19 protein-coding genes are annotated in these 19,702 nt (G+C 62.4%); 14 read left to right on the top strand and 5 right to left on the bottom strand.

Going from position 1 to position 19,702, the window contains the following annotated elements:
• Positions 1-32: 32 nt before the first annotated feature.
• The 3 genes from V1279_RS19300 (at position 33) to V1279_RS19290 (ending at position 3,289) form a co-directional block, all read left to right on the top strand.
• Entirely contained in the window at positions 33-908 is an 876-nt protein-coding gene (locus V1279_RS19300; RefSeq protein WP_334438939.1) for a DMT family transporter, read from the top strand.
• Positions 909-1,039: 131 nt separating this feature from the next.
• Positions 1,040-2,776: a methyl-accepting chemotaxis protein gene (locus tag V1279_RS19295; protein WP_334438936.1), complete on the top strand. Its 1,737-nt coding sequence runs from the start codon at positions 1,040-1,042 to the stop codon at positions 2,774-2,776.
• 111 nt (positions 2,777-2,887) lie between these two features.
• Positions 2,888-3,289, top strand: a complete 402-nt coding sequence (locus V1279_RS19290; RefSeq protein WP_334438933.1) for a DUF2177 family protein — start codon at positions 2,888-2,890, stop codon at positions 3,287-3,289.
• Between the two features lie 129 nt (positions 3,290-3,418).
• Here the strand turns inward: V1279_RS19290 and V1279_RS19285 are convergent, their stop codons facing one another.
• Positions 3,419-4,078 carry a peroxiredoxin gene (locus V1279_RS19285; RefSeq protein WP_334438931.1) on the bottom strand — a complete coding sequence of 220 codons (660 nt, stop codon included), beginning with the start codon at positions 4,076-4,078 and terminating at the stop codon, positions 3,419-3,421.
• A gap of 392 nt (positions 4,079-4,470) precedes the next feature.
• Between V1279_RS19285 and V1279_RS19280 the strand changes: the two genes are divergently transcribed.
• From V1279_RS19280 to V1279_RS19255, 6 genes are all read left to right on the top strand, one after another.
• A complete protein-coding gene (locus V1279_RS19280) occupies positions 4,471-5,058 on the top strand; it encodes a hypothetical protein (protein WP_334438929.1) in 588 nt (195 codons plus the stop codon).
• A gap of 848 nt (positions 5,059-5,906) precedes the next feature.
• The gene (locus V1279_RS19275) at positions 5,907-6,485 is read left to right on the top strand and encodes an anthrone oxygenase family protein (RefSeq protein WP_334438927.1); all 579 of its coding nucleotides are present in this window, start codon (positions 5,907-5,909) and stop codon (positions 6,483-6,485) included.
• 106 nt (positions 6,486-6,591) lie between these two features.
• Entirely contained in the window at positions 6,592-6,741 is a 150-nt protein-coding gene (locus V1279_RS19270) for a hypothetical protein (RefSeq protein ID WP_334438924.1), read from the top strand.
• A 113-nt stretch (positions 6,742-6,854) separates the two neighbouring features.
• On the top strand, positions 6,855-7,094 hold the full coding sequence (locus tag V1279_RS19265; protein WP_334438922.1) for a hypothetical protein: 240 nt from the start codon (positions 6,855-6,857) through the stop codon (positions 7,092-7,094).
• Positions 7,095-7,136: 42 nt separating this feature from the next.
• On the top strand, positions 7,137-7,316 hold the full coding sequence (locus V1279_RS19260) for a hypothetical protein (protein WP_212422847.1): 180 nt from the start codon (positions 7,137-7,139) through the stop codon (positions 7,314-7,316).
• 332 nt (positions 7,317-7,648) lie between these two features.
• Positions 7,649-7,957: a hypothetical protein gene (locus tag V1279_RS19255; RefSeq protein ID WP_334438919.1), complete on the top strand. Its 309-nt coding sequence runs from the start codon at positions 7,649-7,651 to the stop codon at positions 7,955-7,957.
• A gap of 92 nt (positions 7,958-8,049) precedes the next feature.
• Here the strand turns inward: V1279_RS19255 and V1279_RS19250 are convergent, their stop codons facing one another.
• Positions 8,050-8,415 (bottom strand): hypothetical protein, encoded by a 366-nt coding sequence (locus tag V1279_RS19250; protein ID WP_334438917.1) that lies wholly within the window; start codon positions 8,413-8,415, stop codon positions 8,050-8,052.
• Positions 8,416-8,604: 189 nt separating this feature from the next.
• Positions 8,605-9,504 (bottom strand): DUF6328 family protein, encoded by a 900-nt coding sequence (locus V1279_RS19245; RefSeq protein ID WP_334438914.1) that lies wholly within the window; start codon positions 9,502-9,504, stop codon positions 8,605-8,607.
• A 209-nt stretch (positions 9,505-9,713) separates the two neighbouring features.
• Here V1279_RS19245 and V1279_RS19240 point away from each other — a divergent pair, with 209 nt between their 5' ends.
• The 3 genes from V1279_RS19240 (at position 9,714) to V1279_RS19230 (ending at position 13,772) form a co-directional block, all read left to right on the top strand.
• Complete coding sequence (locus V1279_RS19240) at positions 9,714-10,166, top strand: PPC domain-containing DNA-binding protein (RefSeq protein WP_334438911.1); 453 nt, start codon at positions 9,714-9,716, stop codon at positions 10,164-10,166.
• A 265-nt stretch (positions 10,167-10,431) separates the two neighbouring features.
• Complete coding sequence (locus V1279_RS19235) at positions 10,432-10,959, top strand: hypothetical protein (protein WP_334438908.1); 528 nt, start codon at positions 10,432-10,434, stop codon at positions 10,957-10,959.
• 92 nt (positions 10,960-11,051) lie between these two features.
• Positions 11,052-13,772 (top strand): bifunctional diguanylate cyclase/phosphodiesterase, encoded by a 2,721-nt coding sequence (locus tag V1279_RS19230; RefSeq protein WP_334438905.1) that lies wholly within the window; start codon positions 11,052-11,054, stop codon positions 13,770-13,772.
• A 19-nt stretch (positions 13,773-13,791) separates the two neighbouring features.
• Here V1279_RS19230 and V1279_RS19225 read toward each other — a convergent pair whose 3' ends face one another.
• Complete coding sequence (locus V1279_RS19225) at positions 13,792-16,251, bottom strand: PAS domain S-box protein (RefSeq protein WP_442894792.1); 2,460 nt, start codon at positions 16,249-16,251, stop codon at positions 13,792-13,794.
• Positions 16,252-16,307: 56 nt separating this feature from the next.
• Positions 16,308-17,072, bottom strand: a complete 765-nt coding sequence (locus tag V1279_RS19220) for a thermonuclease family protein (RefSeq protein WP_442894899.1) — start codon at positions 17,070-17,072, stop codon at positions 16,308-16,310.
• Between the two features lie 206 nt (positions 17,073-17,278).
• Here V1279_RS19220 and V1279_RS19215 point away from each other — a divergent pair, with 206 nt between their 5' ends.
• Both V1279_RS19215 and V1279_RS19210 read left to right on the top strand, forming a co-directional pair.
• Positions 17,279-17,488, top strand: a complete 210-nt coding sequence (locus V1279_RS19215) for a hypothetical protein (protein ID WP_334438899.1) — start codon at positions 17,279-17,281, stop codon at positions 17,486-17,488.
• 139 nt (positions 17,489-17,627) lie between these two features.
• Entirely contained in the window at positions 17,628-19,643 is a 2,016-nt protein-coding gene (locus V1279_RS19210; RefSeq protein ID WP_334438897.1) for an acetyl/propionyl/methylcrotonyl-CoA carboxylase subunit alpha, read from the top strand.
• Positions 19,644-19,702 lie beyond the last annotated feature (59 nt).

Below are 19,702 nucleotides of genomic sequence, written 5' to 3'. Positions count from 1 at the left end.
CATGGCATGTGATCGGGCAACAGGGGCGGCAAATGACTGGCGACTTCGAAAAAATTGCCGCGCGCGCGGCGCCGGCGATCTTTGTCGTGCTCTGGAGCACCGGCTTCATCGGCACCAAATACGTGCTGAACAGCGCCGAGCCGCTGACCTATCTCGCGATCCGCATGGCCTGCGTCGTGGGACTGATGGCGATTATCGTGGCGGTCGCACGGCCACGCTGGCCGGATCGCATCGGCGTTGCGCATAGCGCCGTCGCCGGCATTCTGGTGCATGGAATCTATCTCGGCGGCACGGCGATCGCGATCGCGCATTCGATTCCGGCGGGGCTGTCGGCTTTGATTCCCGGCCTGCAGCCGATCCTCACCTCGACGCTCGCAAGCCGCTGGCTCGGCGAGCGCGTCACGCCGCTGCAATGGGGCGGATTGCTGCTCGGGCTCGCCGGCGTCATGCTGATCCTGCACGACCGGCCGATGAGCGGGGAGGCGGGTTGGGGATGGCTCGCCTCGGCCATATCGCTGGTCAGCATCACCTTGGGCACGCTCTACCAGCGCCGCTACTGCGGTGCGATCGACTGGCGTTCCGGCAATCTTGTGCAATACGTCGCGGTGACGATTTTCTTCGGCCTCGGCGCATGGCTGTTCGAGACCAATGTGGTGCACTGGACCACCGAGTTCATGCTGGCGCTGGCCTGGCTTGCGGTCGTCCTGTCGATCGGATCGATCGGACTGCTGTACTGGCTGATCCGCCGCTCGGCCGCGACGTCGGTGGCGAGCCTGTTCTATCTGGTCCCGGCCGTGACGTCGCTGATGGCGTATGTGCTGTTCGGCGAGAAGCTCGACGCGGTTTCGATTGTCGGCATGGTCGCGTGTGCTGCTGCGGTGCTGGTGGTCAATCGCCGCTCAGTTTGAGGTAGTGCCCCCGGCCCTTGTGCACGTATAAATTTCCTGAGGCTTATCAGTATTTTCCCTGGGTTGTGCCCATTAAGGCGATCGTAAGCAAAACGGGGCAGATTGGTCACGATTTTGGGGGATTTCTAGCTATGACCACGCAATCCATTGGAAAGTTCTTGCCGGCGCTCAAGCTGCGGCTCGGCACCAAGGCTGTCATCTCGGCCATCCTTCTGATTGCGGTAAATACCGCGCTGGTGGTGGGGGCGGCCCATTGGTCGCTGACATCAGAGTTCGGCGACAGGGCGCTGCGGGACATCGAAGTCAATCTGCGCACGCTGGGCTTGGCGTTTGCCGAGACTTACAGCGACGCCAAGATCACCCTCAAGGACGGCGCCGTCGCGCGCGCCGAAATGCCCAAGATGCCCGAGTTCAAGGACCACGCGATCGTCGATCGCGCGGTCGGCTATACCGGCGGCAACGCGACCCTGTTCGTCTATGACGACGCCAGCAACCAGTTTGTCCGCCGCACCACCAACGTCAAGAAGGAGAACGGCGACCGTGCCGTCGGCACCCAGCTCGCCCCCGACCATCCGGGGCAGGCGGTCGTGCGTCGCGGCGAGGCCTACAGGGGCCCGGCGACGCTGTTCGGCAAGACGTTCATGACGGCCTACTACCCGATCATGAATCCGGCCGGAAAGGTGATCGGACTTCTCTATGTCGGCATTCCGATGGCGCAGTTCGAGAGCATGCTGTCGCATGCCATCCAGAACATGGCCATCGCAGCCGGCATCGCTGCGCTGCTCGTGATGTTGCTGACCATGGTGCTGGTGCGCCAGGTGACCAAGCCGCTGACCTCGGTCACGGCCTCGCTGACGGCAATCGCGAACGGTAATACCGAGGTCGAAATCGACTGCCACGACCGAATGGACGAGATCGGCGAGATTGCGCGGACCGTCGCGGTGTTCAAGAACAACTCGGTCGAACGCCGCCGGATGCGCGACGAGCAGACCGCGGCTGCTGCCGCCGCCGCCGAGCAACGCAAGACTGAACTGCGCGGCTTCGTCGATGAGTTCCAGACCAGCGTCGGCGGCATCCTCGACAAGGTGCTCAACTCGTCCAGCGAATTCGAGCGTGTCGCGCGGCAGCTCACCGAGACCGCGCGGACTACCGCCGGGCTCTCCGGCAAGTCGGCGGGCGCATCCGAGACCGCCTCCGAGCATGTCCGCACCGCGGCGGCCGCCTCCGACGAGCTCTCCAGCTCGATCGCCGAAATCACCCGCCGGGTCCAGGAATCGAACGGGATCGCGGCCGACGCCGTCAAGCAGGCTGTCGCCACCGACCAGCGCATCAACGAATTGTCGGAAGCGGGCGCGCGGATCGGCGACGTGGTGAAATTGATCACCTCGATTGCCGAGCAGACCAACCTGCTGGCGCTCAACGCCACCATCGAGGCCGCGCGGGCGGGCGATGCCGGCCGCGGCTTTGCCGTGGTGGCGCAGGAGGTCAAGAGTCTCGCCGGTCAGACCGCGAAGGCGACCGAGGAGATTTCCAGCCAGATCGGCAACATGCAGCTTGCGACCGAAGAGTCGGTCAGCGCCATCAAGGCGATCGGCCAGACCATCGAGCGCATCAGCGATATCGCCACCTCGATCTCGGCGGCGGTCGAGCAGCAGCGCGGCGCCACCCAGAACATCGCCCAGAGCGTTCGCGCAGCGGCCAGCGGCACGGCAGACGTCGCCGCCAACATCCGCAACGCCGCGCAGGGCGCCGACGAGACCGGCGAGACGTCGAGTCGGATGTTTGCTTCCGCGCAGAATCTGTCGAGTGAGAGCCTGCACCTGAAGGCCGAGGTCGAAAAATTCCTCGACCGCGTCCGCGCCGCCTGACGGAAGCGTCACGGCGACGCATGGCGCCGCCGGTGAAACCGGAAGCCTCCGGATTCGTAGTTCTCTATGCTGCGAACAATTGCCCCTCGTTTCCCGGGCTGGAGGGCTTCCGTGAACCGATACGCCGCGCTCTATCTGGTGACGCTGTTCGTCATCATCCCGCTTGATTTTCTGTTCCTTGGCGTCGTCGCCAAGGAGTTCTTCACCTCGCAGGTCGGCAACATGCTGGGCGAGATCAAGATCGCACCCGCGATCCTTTTCTATCTGTTCTATGTCGCCGGCATCGTGATCTTCGTCAGCGGCGGGCAGGGCGCTACCTGGCAGTCGACGCTGCTCTATGGCGCGCTGTTCGGCTTGTTTTGTTATGCGACGTTCGACCTCACATCGCTGGCGCTGCTCAAGCACTGGAGCTGGCCGGTCGCGATCGTCGACATCACTTGGGGCGCATTCGTGACGGCGGTCTCGTCGACCGCCGGATTGCTCGTGGCGAATTGGTTGGTGGCTCGAAGCTGAGTCATTCCGGGGCGATGCGTAGCATCGAACTCTGGTGCGCAATTGCGCACCAGAGAATCTCAAGATGCCGGATATGGTCCTTCGGACCATTCCGGGATGACGGCTTCGATTGCTTCGCAATCGCAGCCGTCACTTCGGCTGCGGCACGATCCGGATATACGGCTTCGGCGCCTTCCAGCCGGCCGGATAGATCGTCTTCGCCTCGTCGTCGCTGACCGAGCCTGCAATGATGACGTCCTCGCCCTGCTTCCAGTCGGCCGGCGTCGCGACGCGATGCTTTGCGGTCAGCTGCAGCGAGTCGATCGCGCGCAGGATCTCCTGGAAGTTGCGGCCGGTGGTCATCGGATAGACGATCGTCAGCTTGATCTTCTTGTCGGGGCCGATCACGATCGCGTTGCGGACGGTCTGGTTGTCCGCAGGCGTGCGGGTGAGGGGATCGCCGGAGGTCGAAGCCGGCAGCATCTCGTAAAGTTTGGAGACGTTGTAATCGGTGTCGCCGATCATCGGGTAGTTCGGCGCCGCCCCCTGCGTCTCCTTGATGTCCTCGGACCATTTCGAATGCCGGTCGACGGGATCGACGCTCAGACCCATCAGCTTGACGCCGCGCTTGTCGAACTCCGGCTTCAACTTCGCGAGAGCGCCGAGTTCGGTGGTACAAACCGGCGTGAAATCCTTCGGGTGCGAGAACAAAAGCGCCCAGCTATTGCCGATCCAGTCGTGGAATTTGATTTTTCCCTCGGTGGTCTGGGCTTCGAAATCGGGGGCGGTTGCGCCAATCGGGAGTGCCATGATGTGACCTCATCTTGTTCTAGTTACAGTGGAAATTGGCTTGGAGATTATACTTAATGGGAGCGGTTAGGTGAACCTCCTCGTGCAAAAGGTGAGATCCTTCCCCGCAAGCCCGGAACTCCTAGCATCTTCTTTCGATCCGCGCCTCTGTGGCGAAAAAACCCGCCGACCGCAATTGTCCGGATTGCCCCGATATCGCCTTTTATGGTCCTCATCACGCCCGGCCGGTTTGCCGCCGGGGGGCTGCCTTGGCCCGAACCGTGACCGACCTCACAGCGACCAATTGGCAACCATGTAAAAATCAGGGAATGCGAGTCTCGAATCGTTAACCGCTCGTTCATGCCCCGTATGGAAATGCTGGACCTGAAAAAAAGAAATTGAGAAGTGCAACCATGCCTGCCCCTACTGCCAAAGCCACTGACACGTCCGCCGAAACGTCCGACGTCCCCCAACCATCCTGCCGCCAGACCGCGGCGCACGCGCTCACCATCGTGCGCGACGGCGTGATCACCGGCGAGGGGCCGACGACCAGGGGCCGTATCCATTTCTCCCGCGCGCTCGATGCCGACGACGCCGCCTGGTGCGCGCGCATCCTGACCGTCAGCGCGGTCGAGCATCAGCCCGTCAGCCGCGCCGAAGTCGAGGCGCTGTTTGAAATCAGCGATGCCGCCGCCGAGCGTACCGACGACGGACGTTTCGACGACCTCCTGGCCAAGGCGGTCGCCCATCATGCGGCCTCCGAGTCCGGCCTGCCGGTGCCGCCGCGCACGGTTGCGCTGTCGCCCGATACCGACATCGAGAGTTGGGCGCCGACGCAGGCCGCCAAGATCGATACCAAGGTGCTGGAATGGCTTGCCAGCCAGATGCGCGGCAAGCGCCGCACCAACCACCGCCTCGCGGCGCTGGTCGCAACCCTGATCGGCGCCGCCGCGCTGCCACTCGCGCAACTGCCGGGCATGCTGGACATGGGGATGCTGTAGGTTCATCCGGCGATCATTGATCTGAGGACGGCGGGTCATTTCCCGCCGTTTTTGTTTTGTAGGATGGGTGGAGCGAAGCGATACCCATCAATGCCGACACACGTGACGATGGGTATCGCTTCGCTCCACCCATCCTACGAAAACACACCTTCGCGATCTCGCGGCGCGTTGCGCCCGAGGTTTGCTATCAACTTCCCGCCCTCATCGAGAACAGAGGGCGCAGGGAAGACCGGGTGCTTGCTGCACCCGCGGTCTCGCGTGCGATTTGCGCAAACAAAAGTGCACACGAGCATACAGGGCAGCGCGAGCATTCCGGCCTTCCCTGCGCAATGGCTTTACGGCTTACTTCGTGCTCTTCCCGGAGAACGGCTCTTTTGCCTCCGTCGTCAGCGGGACACTTCCCGCCAACTTAGCGCCAGCACCGCGGCGCCCGAACCACACGACTTCACCGTACGCGTCCGGCGCGTACGTCTATCGCGCCCTCAGCGTCCACCGCATCTCACCGCACGTTCGTGACGATGGCCAACGCCCCTCATCTGCCGTGAGACAGGCGGAGTTATGCCGATGATTTGCTCGAGAAGTTAAGCGGAATATTTTTGCAGAGGGGGCTGGACAGGTTTTTACTGATTTGCCCGTCGGGTTGAAATGTCGCAGTCTACCGCCTGAGATTGCACTTGACGCGCGCAGCAAATCAGCCCGCAGCGCGCTGTCCGGTGGGTAAAGCGACAGCGTGCCCACCATCAAGCAGCGTGCTTGATGATAGATGGTGGGCACGTCGCTAACGCTCCTTTGCCCACCCTACTACGAACTGAACACTGTAATTTTAACAAAGGCCACGCGCACAACGGATGATTAGCCTGTTGGTGGTTTGCATTGGTCGTGAGAACGGAATGATCGCCCTGGGGGAGGCTGCAATGCCTAGATTGCTCGTAGCGCTGTCGATCGCGTCAATTGTCTTTTGCGGCGCGATTTTCGGATTCTTCTATGCCTGGGTCTGCTCGACGATGTGGGGACTCGATCAGGCGGATCCCCGTGTCGCAATCGCCGCCATGAAGGCGATGAATGCCTCAGTGCGCAACGCGGTGTTCTTTCCCGCATTCTTCCTGACGCCGGTCGTTCTGGTTCTCACGGCGGCCGCAATGCGCTTTGCCGATCAAAGTTTGGCTGCGTTCTGGTACTTGGCCGCGGCTGCGGTCTATATGGTTTTCGGCCTTTTCCTCACAATGGCTGTGAACGTTCCCATGAACGAGGCGCTGGCGGTGACGCCTGTTCCGGCAGACATTGAAGCCGCGCGGGAAGTGTGGGAAAGCTATTCAGGGCGATGGCAGTTCTGGAATCAAGTGCGAACGATCGCTTCAGGCGTCGCTTTGATTTTAGCCGCTTTCGGATTGACGATATCGCGACCGACCGCCCCAAAGACTGTATGACAGCAAAGCTCGATCTTTCACCTTCGCCCAAGTTCCAGCAGAATAGGCTGGCTTAGCCAGCGGCCCGGGGCTTTAATTCTCGCTCGGGCACCCCATATAGAGTTCCATGGCACAATGGAAATCATCGACCACGCGGCAACCACCGAAGACGAAGGATGAGTTGCGCCTGATGCTGGCCGAGGCGGTCCGCAACACGCAGCCGATCGCGGATGACAGGCCGAAACGCGCCCCAAAGGCCAAGGACGATCAGTCCTAGCTGGCCGCCGGCGGCTCGCCGCTTATTTGCAAGCTTAAGAAACGGACCAAGGCGCGGCGGTCGATGTCGATCCCGACAGCTTGACCCAATCAGACGTTCAAAAAGGATAGCGGATGCGGATAGCTGCCAAGCCCACCGAACAAGAGATCATCGAGGGGCCGCAAGCGGTATCCTTTCAGATCGCGAACGGGAATGCGCGACAGCGCTGCATTCTGCAAACCGAGCTGCCGACAAAGGCGCTGGCCCAGAAGTATCTTCTTACAAATTGGCCCGTTATCGAAAAAATGGCGCGCGACGCGCTCGCGGCGGGAAATCTTGAAGACGGCCAGATCAAACTCGTCATGGCGGCTTGAGCAGTTCATCATGAACGCCAGTTTTGGATTGCAGGACCAGTCATGCTGAAAGATCGCGAGAATATCCTGAACGCGCTCCGCGAGAAGCCGCTCAAGGCCTACCAAGTCATGAGGCGTGCCAATCTTCCGAATGAGGAGGCCTGCCAGGCCCTGCTTCTGAAAATGCGCGACGAAGGTTTGGTAAAATTCGATATCCACAAGGGGCTATGGCTCATCGGATAGTCAGATACACGCGGCGGGGTTATTTCCCCGCCGTTTTTCTGTTTTCCGCCTTCCGCCTCCAGCCCGAGGGTGCGGCTGGGGAAGCCGGCGGCATCGAAATAGCGCTGGGTGCCGACGCGCTGGAAGTTGAGCACGCAGCGCATTCTCCCCCACAAGAAGCAGTTCCGGTGATCCGTCGTCGCGCCCGTTTAGTTTTGCGCTGCGGCGGGATCATTACATTGTGCGGAACCGGCCTCGAGAGCGGGACTGGATGGCAGCCGCGTGGTCAAGGTCGGAGCCGTCAGAGGAAACATCGGAGCCCCGGCGCCGTTCTCATTGCCAGGAGGCCAGCCATGAGCAAGTTCCAACAGAAGGCCGAAGCCCAGACCAAACAGATCATCGGGCAAATGCTCGGCGATGAGCGGCTGGTGCAGGAAGCCAAGGAGCAGCAGCGCGAAGCGACGGAGCCGGGATCGACCGCCAAGCGCCATGACGATGATCGCCATGACCAGGGCATCGTCCGCGATGAGCGCGGACAAGAGCAGCCTCGCGACAAGGAGCGCGCCCAGCGGGTGAGCAGAGTGGATCGAGGCGGCGATCCGCCGGGAAAGAAACGAAAGAAGGGGGAGGCCGTCCCCAAGCGCGCGGGGTCAGCTAGCTGATTGCCGATACGGATCTAGCTCCGCAGACAAGAGAGGCGGCCGTGCCGCCTCTCTTAAGTCTCGCATACGTTTACGTCTCGCATACGTTCTCGTTACTGACAGATGTGACGTCGACCGTCCTGGCCTATGAACGTCGTGCCAGGCTGACAGACGAAACCGCTGTTGTAGCCGCCATAGTAGCGGCGGCCATAGTAGCCGTCATTATAGGCGTAGACGTCGTTTCGGAATGGAGCGGTGGCGATGGCGCCGGCCGTTCCGATCACACCGCCAACCACGCCCGCGGCTACTTCACCCGGCCAGAATCCGCTGTGTCGATGGTAGACGCGGTCTTGATAGACGCGGCTTTGGGTTTGCGGTTGACGGATGGCATCTGACCGTCCGTGAGGATCCTGCGCCAGTGCCGGCGCTGCGACCGCAGTGGAAAGAACAGCCGCTGCTGTCAGGAGCTTCAAGTTCATAAGTTGCCTCCGTTGTAGTGGCCTTGCAGTGACTTGGAGCCAACGAATAGCGATAGCCACCGTTCCGGTATCGTGATCCGGTCATTTCAAACGGATGTGAGGTTTCAGTTCCGGTTTCATGTTCCGCCGCAAGGCGGCTTCGCTTTTGCGAATGATCTCTTGCGTCGACGCACCCCAGCGGCGACGTTGTCAGGCCGCGTAGCGAGTACGGTGCCAGAGCGGATATGCCAGCCAGAATGCGAGCAAAGCGAACAGTGCGATCGCCCCAGCGCTCAGGGCAATGGCCGTGCTTCCGGTCGTCTTGAAAAACACCACCGCGACGTCGCCGGAGATACCAATGGCCAAGGGTATCGAGGCGGCGATCACAAGACGAGAGCCAATGTTGAAAAATTCCGGATCGTCTTCGCCCTGAAAACCGAGGCGGTGAACCGCGGCGGGCGTCATCAAAAGGATGACGGCCAGCGCTACCGCGCATAGTGCGGCACAATGAAGATATTTGAACAGGTCCGGCAGTTCGTTGAACGCCTTCGTCAATGTGGCGATCAGTTGAAATCCGAGCAGGGCCTGCCCGCCCGGAATGATGACCCGGGCCTCCGTGAGCATTTGCTCGATCTTGGATTTCAGCGAGGTCTCGTTGGACATTTCTGGCATCTGTTTCGTCCGATTTCGTTTTAATGCGAAGCCGAGGCCGTAGAGAAAAGCGAGCCCGATCGCCGTGAACGACGTGCCTGCAACGATGCCGAAGGTACGACCGAACAGGAGCTCGAACGTCACGAAGGCCGATATGCCCAGGCCGACCGTCAGCGGCAACAGACTGGCGCCGGCCAGCATCGTCGCTGTTGCTATGGCTCCCGGCAGGCTCTCTCCGCCGAAGATGATTTGATGAAACAGCGAAGGAGCAATCAGCAGACTGATGCTGATCAGCATCAGCACAAGTCCCGCGTTATGGATCATGCGGCCTCCCTCGGAGATATCCGAAAACCGCTCCTGAAAGACAGCTTCGAACTGAAATCCAAACAGCACCTGGGCTCCCAGGATCAGGAGCCTCGATTCATCAAGTGCGGTCTTCAGCCGGCTTTCGATCTCCATTAGGGCCTCCGCCTAGTGAACCGTCCGCGCATGCCGCGGTTCCAAACCGGTTCGTATCGTCGCATCCGCCGTGCGAATCCGGCGGATTCAGGGAACGATGCATGTCGATGCCGATTGACCGGGAGTACCGCGTGACCCGCTCGAGTAGGCGGGCGCAACCGTCGAATTGCAGACGTATCGCGGGCTGAACGGCAATTGCGAGGTCATCCATGAAGAGCAAGCGCATCGGCGCCGACGAGCAGGCGCAGGTTCACGTCATCATTCTTGACACGGGCGAGGAGGCGTTTGCAGCGCTCACCCGCTTCGCCAATGAATCGGGGATATCAGCGGCGTCGCTGACGGCGATCGGCGCCTTCGAGCGGGCCACCGTCGGCTGGTTCGACATTGCTTCGAAGAGCTACCGCAAGATTGAGGTCAATGAGCAATGCGAGGTGCTCAGTGCGATCGGCGACATAGCCGTCGGCGATGACGGCAAGCCCAGCCTTCATGTCCACATCGTGCTCGGGCTCGCCGACTGCTCGACCCGCGGCGGCCACCTGCTGGCAGGCACGGTGAGGCCGACGCTCGAAGTGGTCTTGACCGAAGTCCCGGCAACGCTTCGACGAAAGAAGCGGGCGGACCTCGGGATTGCGCTGATCGATCTTGCGGCCGGGCACGGCTGAGGCGTCGCGCGCGGTTTAGGAACCATTTCGTTCAATCCAAATGTTGTCTGCCCGCCAACAATGGAGGACGTCATCGTGTCCCTCGGTCTCGTCGTGGTGCTTTTCGAACGCGGCGCGCAGCTAAATCGCCACGGCAAACGCCTGCCAGGGTAGTAGTTTTACGAGGTCGAACAAATATTTGCGCGGCCGGCGCCAGCGTAAGCAAACGTTTAGCCGCTGTCCGTAAAATGCCGGCATCAACTTTTGCATTAACCTCTGGTTAGTCATGCGCCTTCTGCCGATGAAAGAGCCGGACAGGTCCTGGCGGTCGATCAAGGGCCAGTGGAAGAAGGACGCTGAAAGCGTCGGCGAGGATTTTTCGACCTTTTCGACGGGCAGCTTTACGGCCTATGACGGCCTGACCAAGGAAGGCGACCACCCCAGCCTGTACTGCCTTTCCGATGGCGAGCGGATTCATGCGGCCTGCCAGGTCAGCCGCCTGATGATGAGCAAATTCCCGTCACCGATCCTGCGGGCGCGCTTTATCGTAGTGTCGCCGGTCTATGAGCTGGGGATCGCAGACGCCGGCCAATACGCCCAGATGATGGTGGCGCTGTTCTCCGGCATCGTGTGGCTGTCGAGGGATACGATGTCGGCAAGCCATATCCGCTTCTTTCTGAAGAGCCCGGGAGATTCGCAGTACTTCGCGGCGCTGCAGGCTTCGACACCGGGCGCGCTGTTTTCGAAGTTCACGATCGACGGCGCACTGATCGAGTGCAGTCTCAAGGAAGAGGAGATGGCGGAAACTGCCTGATTCCGCCGCCGCTTTAACCTCGCGATAACTCATTTTGCTAACGCCCTTTTGGCTTGTGTTCCCTACAACAAGCGCCTGTGGGGGCAGCAAAAATGCTGAACAATTCATCGCAAGAAATCATCGCGGAGAGCCGGCCGCTGTTCGGTAGCAGCCTGCCGTGGCGGATCCGGCTGGGTGCAATCCAGTGGCTGATCCTGAGTGCGGCGGTGCTTGTGATCGCGATCATGCTCGGCACCGGCTATTTCGCCATGCAATACCGCGAGCGGGCGCTGGAAGTCGCCGAACGCGAACTCAACAACAGCGCGCTGCTGCTGTCGCGGCATTTCGACCAGCAACTGAGCTATCTCCAACACGTACACGAGGACGTCGTCGCCGGCATGCAGGCCGATGGGGTCGATACGTCTGACGAATTCGAACAGAGCATGTCGAGCTTAAGCGCGCACGAGATGCTCCGCTCCAAGCTTTCGGCGCTGCCGCATGTCGGCGCACTGAACCTGTGGAACGCCAAGGGGTGGCTGATCAATTCCTCTGAGATGTGGCCGGTGCCGGACCTCAGCATCGCCGACCGCCAGTACTTCAAGGAGTTCACGTCCGGGAGACCGACGTCCGACGTGATCGTCGAGCCGGTCGTCAGCAAGGTGACGAAGAACTGGACCACGCTGTTTGCGCGCAGGATCGTTGGCCGGAACGGCGAGATCATCGGCTTCGCCAGCCGCGGTGTCGAGCCTTCGCATTTCGACGCCTTTGTTGGATCGCTGGAGCTCAACAGCGGTACCGCAATCTCGATGATTCACAGCAACGGCACCATCATCGCCCGCTATCCCAAGGACGACGGCCTGATCGGCTTCAATGTTGCCGGCACCGAGGCGTTTCGACGCGCGCTGGCCGTGGACGGCAATATGTCGGGACGCTTCACCAGTGCGAGATTGTCGGAAGACAAGGTCGGCGCGGTCAGGTCGCTGACGCACTTTCCGATCCTCATCGTCGCGACCACCAGGACCGAGACCGCGCTCGCCGACTGGCGGGCGCAGACCAGGCTGCAATTTTTTGCAGCGGCGCTGGCGATCGTCGTCGTGATCGGCATGGTCTTCCTGGTCGTGCGCCAGCTACGCGGCCAGCATGCCGCCGCGCAGCGCAAGCTCTCCGAGAAGAGCCAGCATCTCGACACCGCCATCAACAACATGACGCAGGGCCTGCTGCTGTTCGATGCCTCAGGCCGTCTGGTGATCTGCAACCGGCGATATATCGACATGTTCGGGCTCTCGCCCGACGTGGTCAAACCCGGCTGTCATCTGCGCGATCTGATCCGGCACCGTTACGAGCGCGGCTCCTTTGTCGGCGACGTCGACGCCTATTGTGCCCGGTTTCTCGATCCCAATGGCAGCCTCGTGCAGGACACGATAACCTCGACGCCGGATGGGCGCACGATCCGGCTGATCTTCAAGCGCTCGCCGGACGGCGGCTGGGCCACGACATTGGAAGACGTCACCGAAGGGCGGCGCGACCAGGCCCGGATCGAACATCTCGCCCATTACGACGCGCTGACCAATCTGCCGAACCGCTCGCTGTTCCAGCGCCATGCGGAAGGGTTGCTGCTGGAAACCGAGGGGCACGAATTCGCGATCCTCTATATCGACATCGACGAGTTCAAGCGCATCAACGACACGCTGGGACATCTGATCGGCGACGAGTTCCTGAAGGGCGTGGCGGAGCGGTTGCGCCAGTCGGTGGGACCTGAAGATTTCATCGCCCGCCTCGGCGGGGATGAATTCGCCATCCTTCAGCACGGCATCGAGAGCGCCGAGGATGTCCACGCGTTGCTCGCGCGGATCTATCAGGCGCTGCGCACCCCGTTCGACTGCGATGGCCACCAGCTTGCCAGCGATGCCAGCATCGGCATCGCTGTCGCGCCGCGCGACGGCTCGGACCTGTTCGATCTCTTGAAGAACGCCGATCTCGCGATGTATGCGGCGAAGGCGGCCGGCCGCAGAACCTATCGCTTCTTCGATCCCGCCATGGAGCAGCAAGCCAATTATCGCCGCGAGCTGGAGGCAGATTTGCGCGCGGCGCTGGCGCAGGGCAGCTTCGAGCTGCACTATCAGCCGCAGGTCGATCTGCGTAGCGACCGTGTCACCGGCTGCGAGGCGCTGTTGCGCTGGCGGCATCCGGTGCGCGGCATGGTCTCTCCGGCCGACTTCGTGCCGGTCGCCGAGGAAACCGGCCTGATCGAGGAGATCGGGCAGTGGGTGTTGCGCACCGCCTGTGCGGAAGCAGCGACCTGGCCCAACCACGTCCGCATCGCTGTCAACGTCTCGCCGATTCAGTTCCGATCGGAAACGCTGTCGCTGAAAGTGGCGGCAGCGCTCACCGAGACCGGGCTCGACCCGCGCCGGCTGGAGCTGGAGATCACCGAAGCCGTCCTGATCGCGGACGACGACGCGGCGCTGGCGACGCTGAACCAGCTCCGCGCGCTCGGCATTCACATCGCGCTCGACGATTTCGGAACCGGTTATTCCTCGCTGCAATATCTGCAGCGTTTTCCGTTCGACAAGATCAAGATCGACAGGTCCTTCGTCAAGGAAGTGACGCGCAGTTCCTCGTCGGCCTCGATCATCCGCGCGGTGGTGAGCATCGCCGCCGACCGCAACATGGTCACCACGGCGGAAGGCGTCGAGACGGTGCAGCAGCGCGAGACCGTGCAGAATCTCGGATGCACGCAGATGCAGGGCTTTCTGTTCAGCGCGGCGCGTCCGGCGCAGGAGATCCGCGCGCTGCTGGCATCGAGGAAGGCCGGCGTCGAGGCCGCAGCGTGAGGCCGGAGACCAGGTTGCTTCAGCCCGGCTGCGGCTGCGCCTCGGAAATCGCCTTTCTGAGAATTCGCGACAGCAATTCCACCGAATAGGGCTTCTGGATCAGCTCAAAGCCGCGGTGGGCATTCTCCGCCAGCACGTTGCTGTAGCCGCTGGTCAGCACCACGGGCAGACCGGGATAGCGCTCGCGCACGATGCCGGCGAGCTCGACGCCGTTCATCCCGGGCATGATGACGTCGGAAAACACCAGGTCGGCGGAGAATTCGTCCTCGGCAAGGATCGCCAGCGCAGCATCCGCGCTGGCAACGCGGCGGACGGTGTATCCGAGATCTTCCAACAGTTCAGTGGAGAACTGGCCGACGTCGTCATTGTCCTCGACCACGAGGACGCGGTAGCCGCGGCCGCGCGCGGCGGGTTCGGTGGCGGTCGCGGCGGCCTCGACGGCATCGGCCGGCACTGCGGCCTGCGGCAGGTAGATCGTGAACGTCGCGCCCCGGCCGGGCTCGCTCGCGACCGCGATGTCGCCGTCGGATTGCTTGGCAAAGCCGAACGCCTGGCTGAGGCCGAGGCCGGTGCCCTTGCCGACTTCCTTGGTGGTGAAGAACGGCTCGAAGATCGTCTCGAGCAGGGTGGGCTCGATGCCGGTGCCGGTGTCGGTCACGGTGATGGCGACGAAATCGCCGCCACGTGCGGGCTGGGCGCGGAGCGGCGGAATGGCATCCACCTTGCGAACACGGATGGTCAGCCGGCCCTCGCTGTTCATGGCATCGCGGCTGTTGACGGCGAGATTCATCAGCGCCGTTTCGAATTGCGCGATATCGGCAATCGCGAAACAGTTGAGATCGGCAATGTCGACGTCGATCCTGATCCGGGCGCCGACCAGCGGGCGGATCAGTTGCGCCACCGCCTCGACCTGGGTGCCGACATTGAACACCTGCGGCTTCAAGGGCTGCCTGCGGGCGAACGCCAGCAATTGTCCGGTCAGCTTGGAGGCGCGCTCCACCGTCTCGGCAATCGCGTCGATGTAGCGCCGGCGCCGCTCTTCCGGCAGTTCGCGGCGGCGCAGGAAGTCGGTCGCAGAGCGGATGATGGTCAACAGATTGTTGAAATCGTGCGCTACGCCGCCGGTCAATTGTCCGACCGCCTCCATCTTCTGCGACTGGCGCAGCGCTTCCTCGCCCTGGCGGCGCTCGGTAACGTCGATCGCCTCCGGCACTGCGCCGATGATCGCGCCGTGCTGATCGCGCAGCGGGCGCATCGCAAAGTCGAAATAGCGCTCGCCGATTGGCAGCTGCAGCCGCATCTCGGTCTGGATTTCTTCGCCCCGCATCACGGCGATGAAGGCGTCGCGGATGGCGTCCCGCATGCCTTCGGTTCCGGCAAACCACGGCGTTTCCCAGAACGGCTTGCCGATCACCTCGCTGGCATTTGCGCCGATGCCGGCGAGCGAGGTACTGTTCGAATGCAAAACGTCGCCGTGCGCGTTGAGCAGCCCCTGATACTGGTGGCTGGTCTCGAAGATCGCGCGCATCTGGGCTTCGCTGGATTCGAGCTGCGCCGTCCGTTCGGTGATCCGCAATTCGAGGATTTCGTTCAGCCGGCGCAGATCGTGCTCGGCCTGCTTGGCTGAGGTGATGTCGTGGGCGACGCCGATGAAGCCGATATGCTTGCCGGTCGCATCCCAGCGCGGCTGGGATTCGGAGCGCAGCCACCGCCATTCGCCGTCGGCGCGCTGGTAGCGGGCCTCCAGCACGAACGGCTTGAGCGAGGCCTCGCCCGCGATCGATTCCTGCACGACGCGCTGTTGGTCGTCCGGATGCAGCCGCTTGCGCCAGTCGAACACGATGGCTTCCTCGAACGGCAGCCCGAGGAAATCGAGATAGGCCTGGTTGGCGAAGGAACGCGTGCGGTCGAGCTTGGTGACCCAGACCGGCACCGGCGCGCTGTCGGCGATCAGGCGGAAGCGCTCCTCGCTTTCGCGCAAGGTGGCCTGCGCCAGCATCTGAGCGGTGACGTCGCAATCGGCGCCGACCAGCCGCAGCGCGCGGCCGTCGCGGTCGCGCTCGATCTTGGCGACGACGCGGATCCAGCGGGTCGTACCGTCATTCGGCCGGACGATGCGGTATTCGGCCGAATAGTCCTCGCTCTCGCTCTTCAGTACGCCGAACAGATGCTGGACCGTTCGCTCGCGGTCCTCGGGATGGATTCGGCTGACCCATTCCTCGTAGGTCTCGTTAGCCGCCTCGGGCGGCAAGCCGTGAACCAGGAGATATTCGGGGGAGCGGCGGTTCCTGACGCCGCCACGAAAATCGATTTCGAGACCGCCGACACCGGCGATGCGCTGGATCCGCGCCAGCTCTGCTTCGCGTTCCTGCAAGGCGCGATGAGCCCTGTCGCGCTCGCTCGCGATTTCCTGCAGATGTCGCCGCAAGCGTTCGGCGGCAGCTTCAGGCAAGACATTCGAAGTATTGGAAGGGGTCATGCGTGCCGGCAACCTCTGCTGGCACCTTCACACAGGAAGCGGCGGCTTTGCCAGCCTCATTTGCTCTTGGTGGTTGACCGGCAGTTATAGGCCCTGCGGAACCCGGCGGCTTGCGCGTCTTCCTCGGAACAAAACCAGCGATCCGGCTTGGTCAGGCCCGGATAGGAGCGGCACGCCTGCAGATGATAGATGCCGAGGTTCCCGGTGACGCGCGCGCGGACCGCGTATTTGCCCTTGATGTTGCAGCCCGCCGGCATCACGAGATCTTCGGGGAACAAGGCTTCGCGGATTTCGCGGTCGCGATCGGCGCGGCACGCGGCGCCGAGCAGGGGACCGTCCTTCTTGCCGGCGCGGAACTCGTGCGGCGCGACGAAGCAGCCTTTCCAGAGTCCCTGGCGGTCGTCTTTGGCGCGGGCCTCATCTATGTTGAAGCGCCCGCTGGCGGAGGCTTCGACATTCAAGGCAAAGCCGTTGCGGACCAGCAACTGGCTGAGACTTGTGGTCTCGCCCTCGACCTTGCACACGCCAATGTGCCGTTTCTTGTAGGAGGGATCGGGACCGAGATCGTCGCAGCGGACCTGCTTGCCCTCGATTAGCTTGCTCAGTTGACCGCGCGCCTCGATCCCACAGGTCCACACGTCAGCATGCTCGTCGATGCAGAACTGGTCGACGGTTGGGACCTCGATGCCGTCGAGCCGGTAGGTGACATTGCCAAGCTGAAGCGTGCTGCCATCCCGGACGATGGCGGTGGCAGCCGAACTCTGGCTGGCCGGAAGTACGATCGATAGCAACACCGCAACCAGAAAAATTCGTGACCGCATCTGTTTCATTTCAAATCACTTCCACACCCGCGAGCGCTTTCTAGCATAAGGTGAAGTGATTGAACCAAGGCGCTGGCGCTAATCGCGCATGAAAGCAGGTTGGGGAAAACCGTCAGCGCCGTTGCGGCCACGCGCCGAACGGCCCATTGACTTCATGTGAACAAAAGAGGAACATGGACGGTGTCGCTCAACACGGAATATTTGCCATGTCGTCCTCTTCACAGCCGAAATTCGAAGAGGACGACGGGCTGGAAACCGCGGTGGATCAAGCGATTTCAGCCTGCGGCGGCGACATGAGGGCGACGGTCCGCGCGCTGATCGTGGCCAATGAATATCTGGAGTCCGAGGTCGGCGAACTGATGAAGGCGGTGTCCCGCGCCTATGCGCGAGGCCGGTTCAACGCCTATTCCGGGTGAATTACCGCCGGCCGGTGCGGCGAGGCTGATACGAGACCGTTGCCTCCATTGATTTTTGCTGTACGACGGGTTTGTTGCCCGCGTCCCCGCATGTCACATTGCGGGTGAGGATCCCGCCCAAAGCTCAAGCAAGAAGAACATGTTCAAGAGAATTCTGATCGCAAATCGCGGCGAGATCGCCTGCCGGGTCATCAAGACTGCGCGCCGGATGGGGATCGAGACGGTAGCCGTGTATTCCGAGGCCGACCGCGATGCGCTTCATGTCGAAATGGCCGACCACGCGGTGCTGATCGGCCCGCCGCCCGCCGCCGAGAGCTATCTGCGGATCGACAGGATTGTCGAGGCCTGCCGCAAGACCGGCGCGGAGGCCGTGCACCCCGGCTACGGCTTCCTTTCTGAACGCGAAGCGTTTCCGCGCGAGCTTGCCAAGGCGGGCATCGTCTTCATCGGTCCCAATCCGGGCGCCATCGCCGCGATGGGCGACAAGATCGAATCCAAGAAGGCCGCCGCCAAGGCAAAGGTATCGACGGTGCCGGGACATCTCGGCGTCATCGAGGACGAAAAGCACGCGGTGAAGATCGCCGACGAGATCGGCTATCCCGTGATGATCAAGGCCTCCGCCGGCGGCGGCGGCAAGGGCATGCGGATCGCGCATTCGCGGAAGGAAGTCGCCGAAGGCTTCAACCTCGCGAAAGCCGAAGCGAAATCCTCGTTCGGCGACGACCGCGTCTTCATCGAAAAATTCATCGTCGATCCCCGCCACATCGAAATCCAGGTGCTGGGCGACAAGCATGGCAACGTGATCCATCTCGGCGAGCGCGAATGTTCGATCCAGCGCCGCAACCAGAAGGTCATCGAGGAGGCGCCTTCGCCGTTGCTCGACGAGACCACCCGCCGCAAGATGGGCGAGCAGGCGGTGTCGCTGGCAAAAGCTGTCAACTACGATTCCGCAGGCACGGTCGAATTCGTCGCCGGTCAGGACAAGAGCTTCTACTTCCTGGAGATGAATACGCGCCTGCAGGTCGAACATCCCGTCACCGAACTGGTCACCGGCATCGACCTCGTCGAGCAGATGATCCGCGTTGCTGCCGGCGAGAAGCTGGCGATTGCGCAGAAGGACGTGCTGCTGACCGGTTGGGCGGTGGAATCCCGCGTCTATGCCGAGGATCCGTTCCGCAATTTCCTCCCCTCCATTGGGCGGCTGGTGAAGTACCGCCCGCCCACTGAGGCGAGTCAGGATGGCATCACCATCCGCAACGACACCGGCGTGCAGGAGGGCGGTGAGATTTCGATCCATTACGATCCGATGATTGCCAAGCTCGTGACCCATGCGCCGTCGCGGGCGGCCGCCATCGAGGCACAGTCGACCGCGCTCGATGCATTTTATGTCGACGGTATCCGTCACAACATTCCGTTCCTGTCGGCATTGATGAGCCATCCGCGCTGGCGCGAGGGCAAGCTTTCCACCGGGTTCATCGCAGAGGAATTCCCGAAAGGGTTTTCGGCGCGTCCACCGGAAGGCGAGATCGCGCGGCGGCTCGCCGCCGTGGGAGCCGCGATCGATCACGTGCTCGGCGAGCGCAAGCGGCAGATCTCCGGCCAGATGAGCGGGCGCCTCGTGCAGCGCGAGCGCCGCCGCGCGGTGTGGCTGGGTCGCGACGAAATCGCTCTCGACGTGGCGCGCGAGGCCGACGGTATCGCCGTGCGTTTCATCGGCGCCGATGGTTTGCCCGGCAATCCGCATAATCTGGTCTCACACTGGACGCCGGGAGAACCAGTCTGGCACGGCACCATCGACGGCCATCCGGTGGCGATGCAGGTGCGTGCGATCCCGAACGGCATCCGCCTTGCGCACCAGGGCGTTGAAGTTGCGGTCAACGTCTTCACCGAGAGCGAGGCCGCGGCCGCGCGGCTGATGCCGGTGAATTCCGCCGCCGATACCGGCAAGAAGCTGCTGTGCCCGATGCCGGGACTCGTGGTGTCGATTGCCGTGAGCGAAGGGCAGGAGGTCAAGTTCGGCGAGACGTTGGCCGTGGTCGAGGCGATGAAGATGCAGAACGTGCTGCGCGCCGAGCGCGACGGCACCGTGAAGAAGATCCACGCCGCGGCCGGCGCCACGCTGGCGGTGGACGCGCTGATATTGGAGTTTGCGTAGAGGTAAATCCCGTCATTGCGAGCGCAGCGAAGCAATCCATAGCCGCGCAAAGAAGCTGG

This window comes from Bradyrhizobium sp. AZCC 1610, from assembly GCF_036924515.1.
Classification (GTDB): Bacteria; Pseudomonadota; Alphaproteobacteria; order Rhizobiales; family Xanthobacteraceae; genus Bradyrhizobium.
Note: the sequence above shows the minus strand (reverse complement) of the source record. Positions and strands in the feature narration are given on the sequence as shown.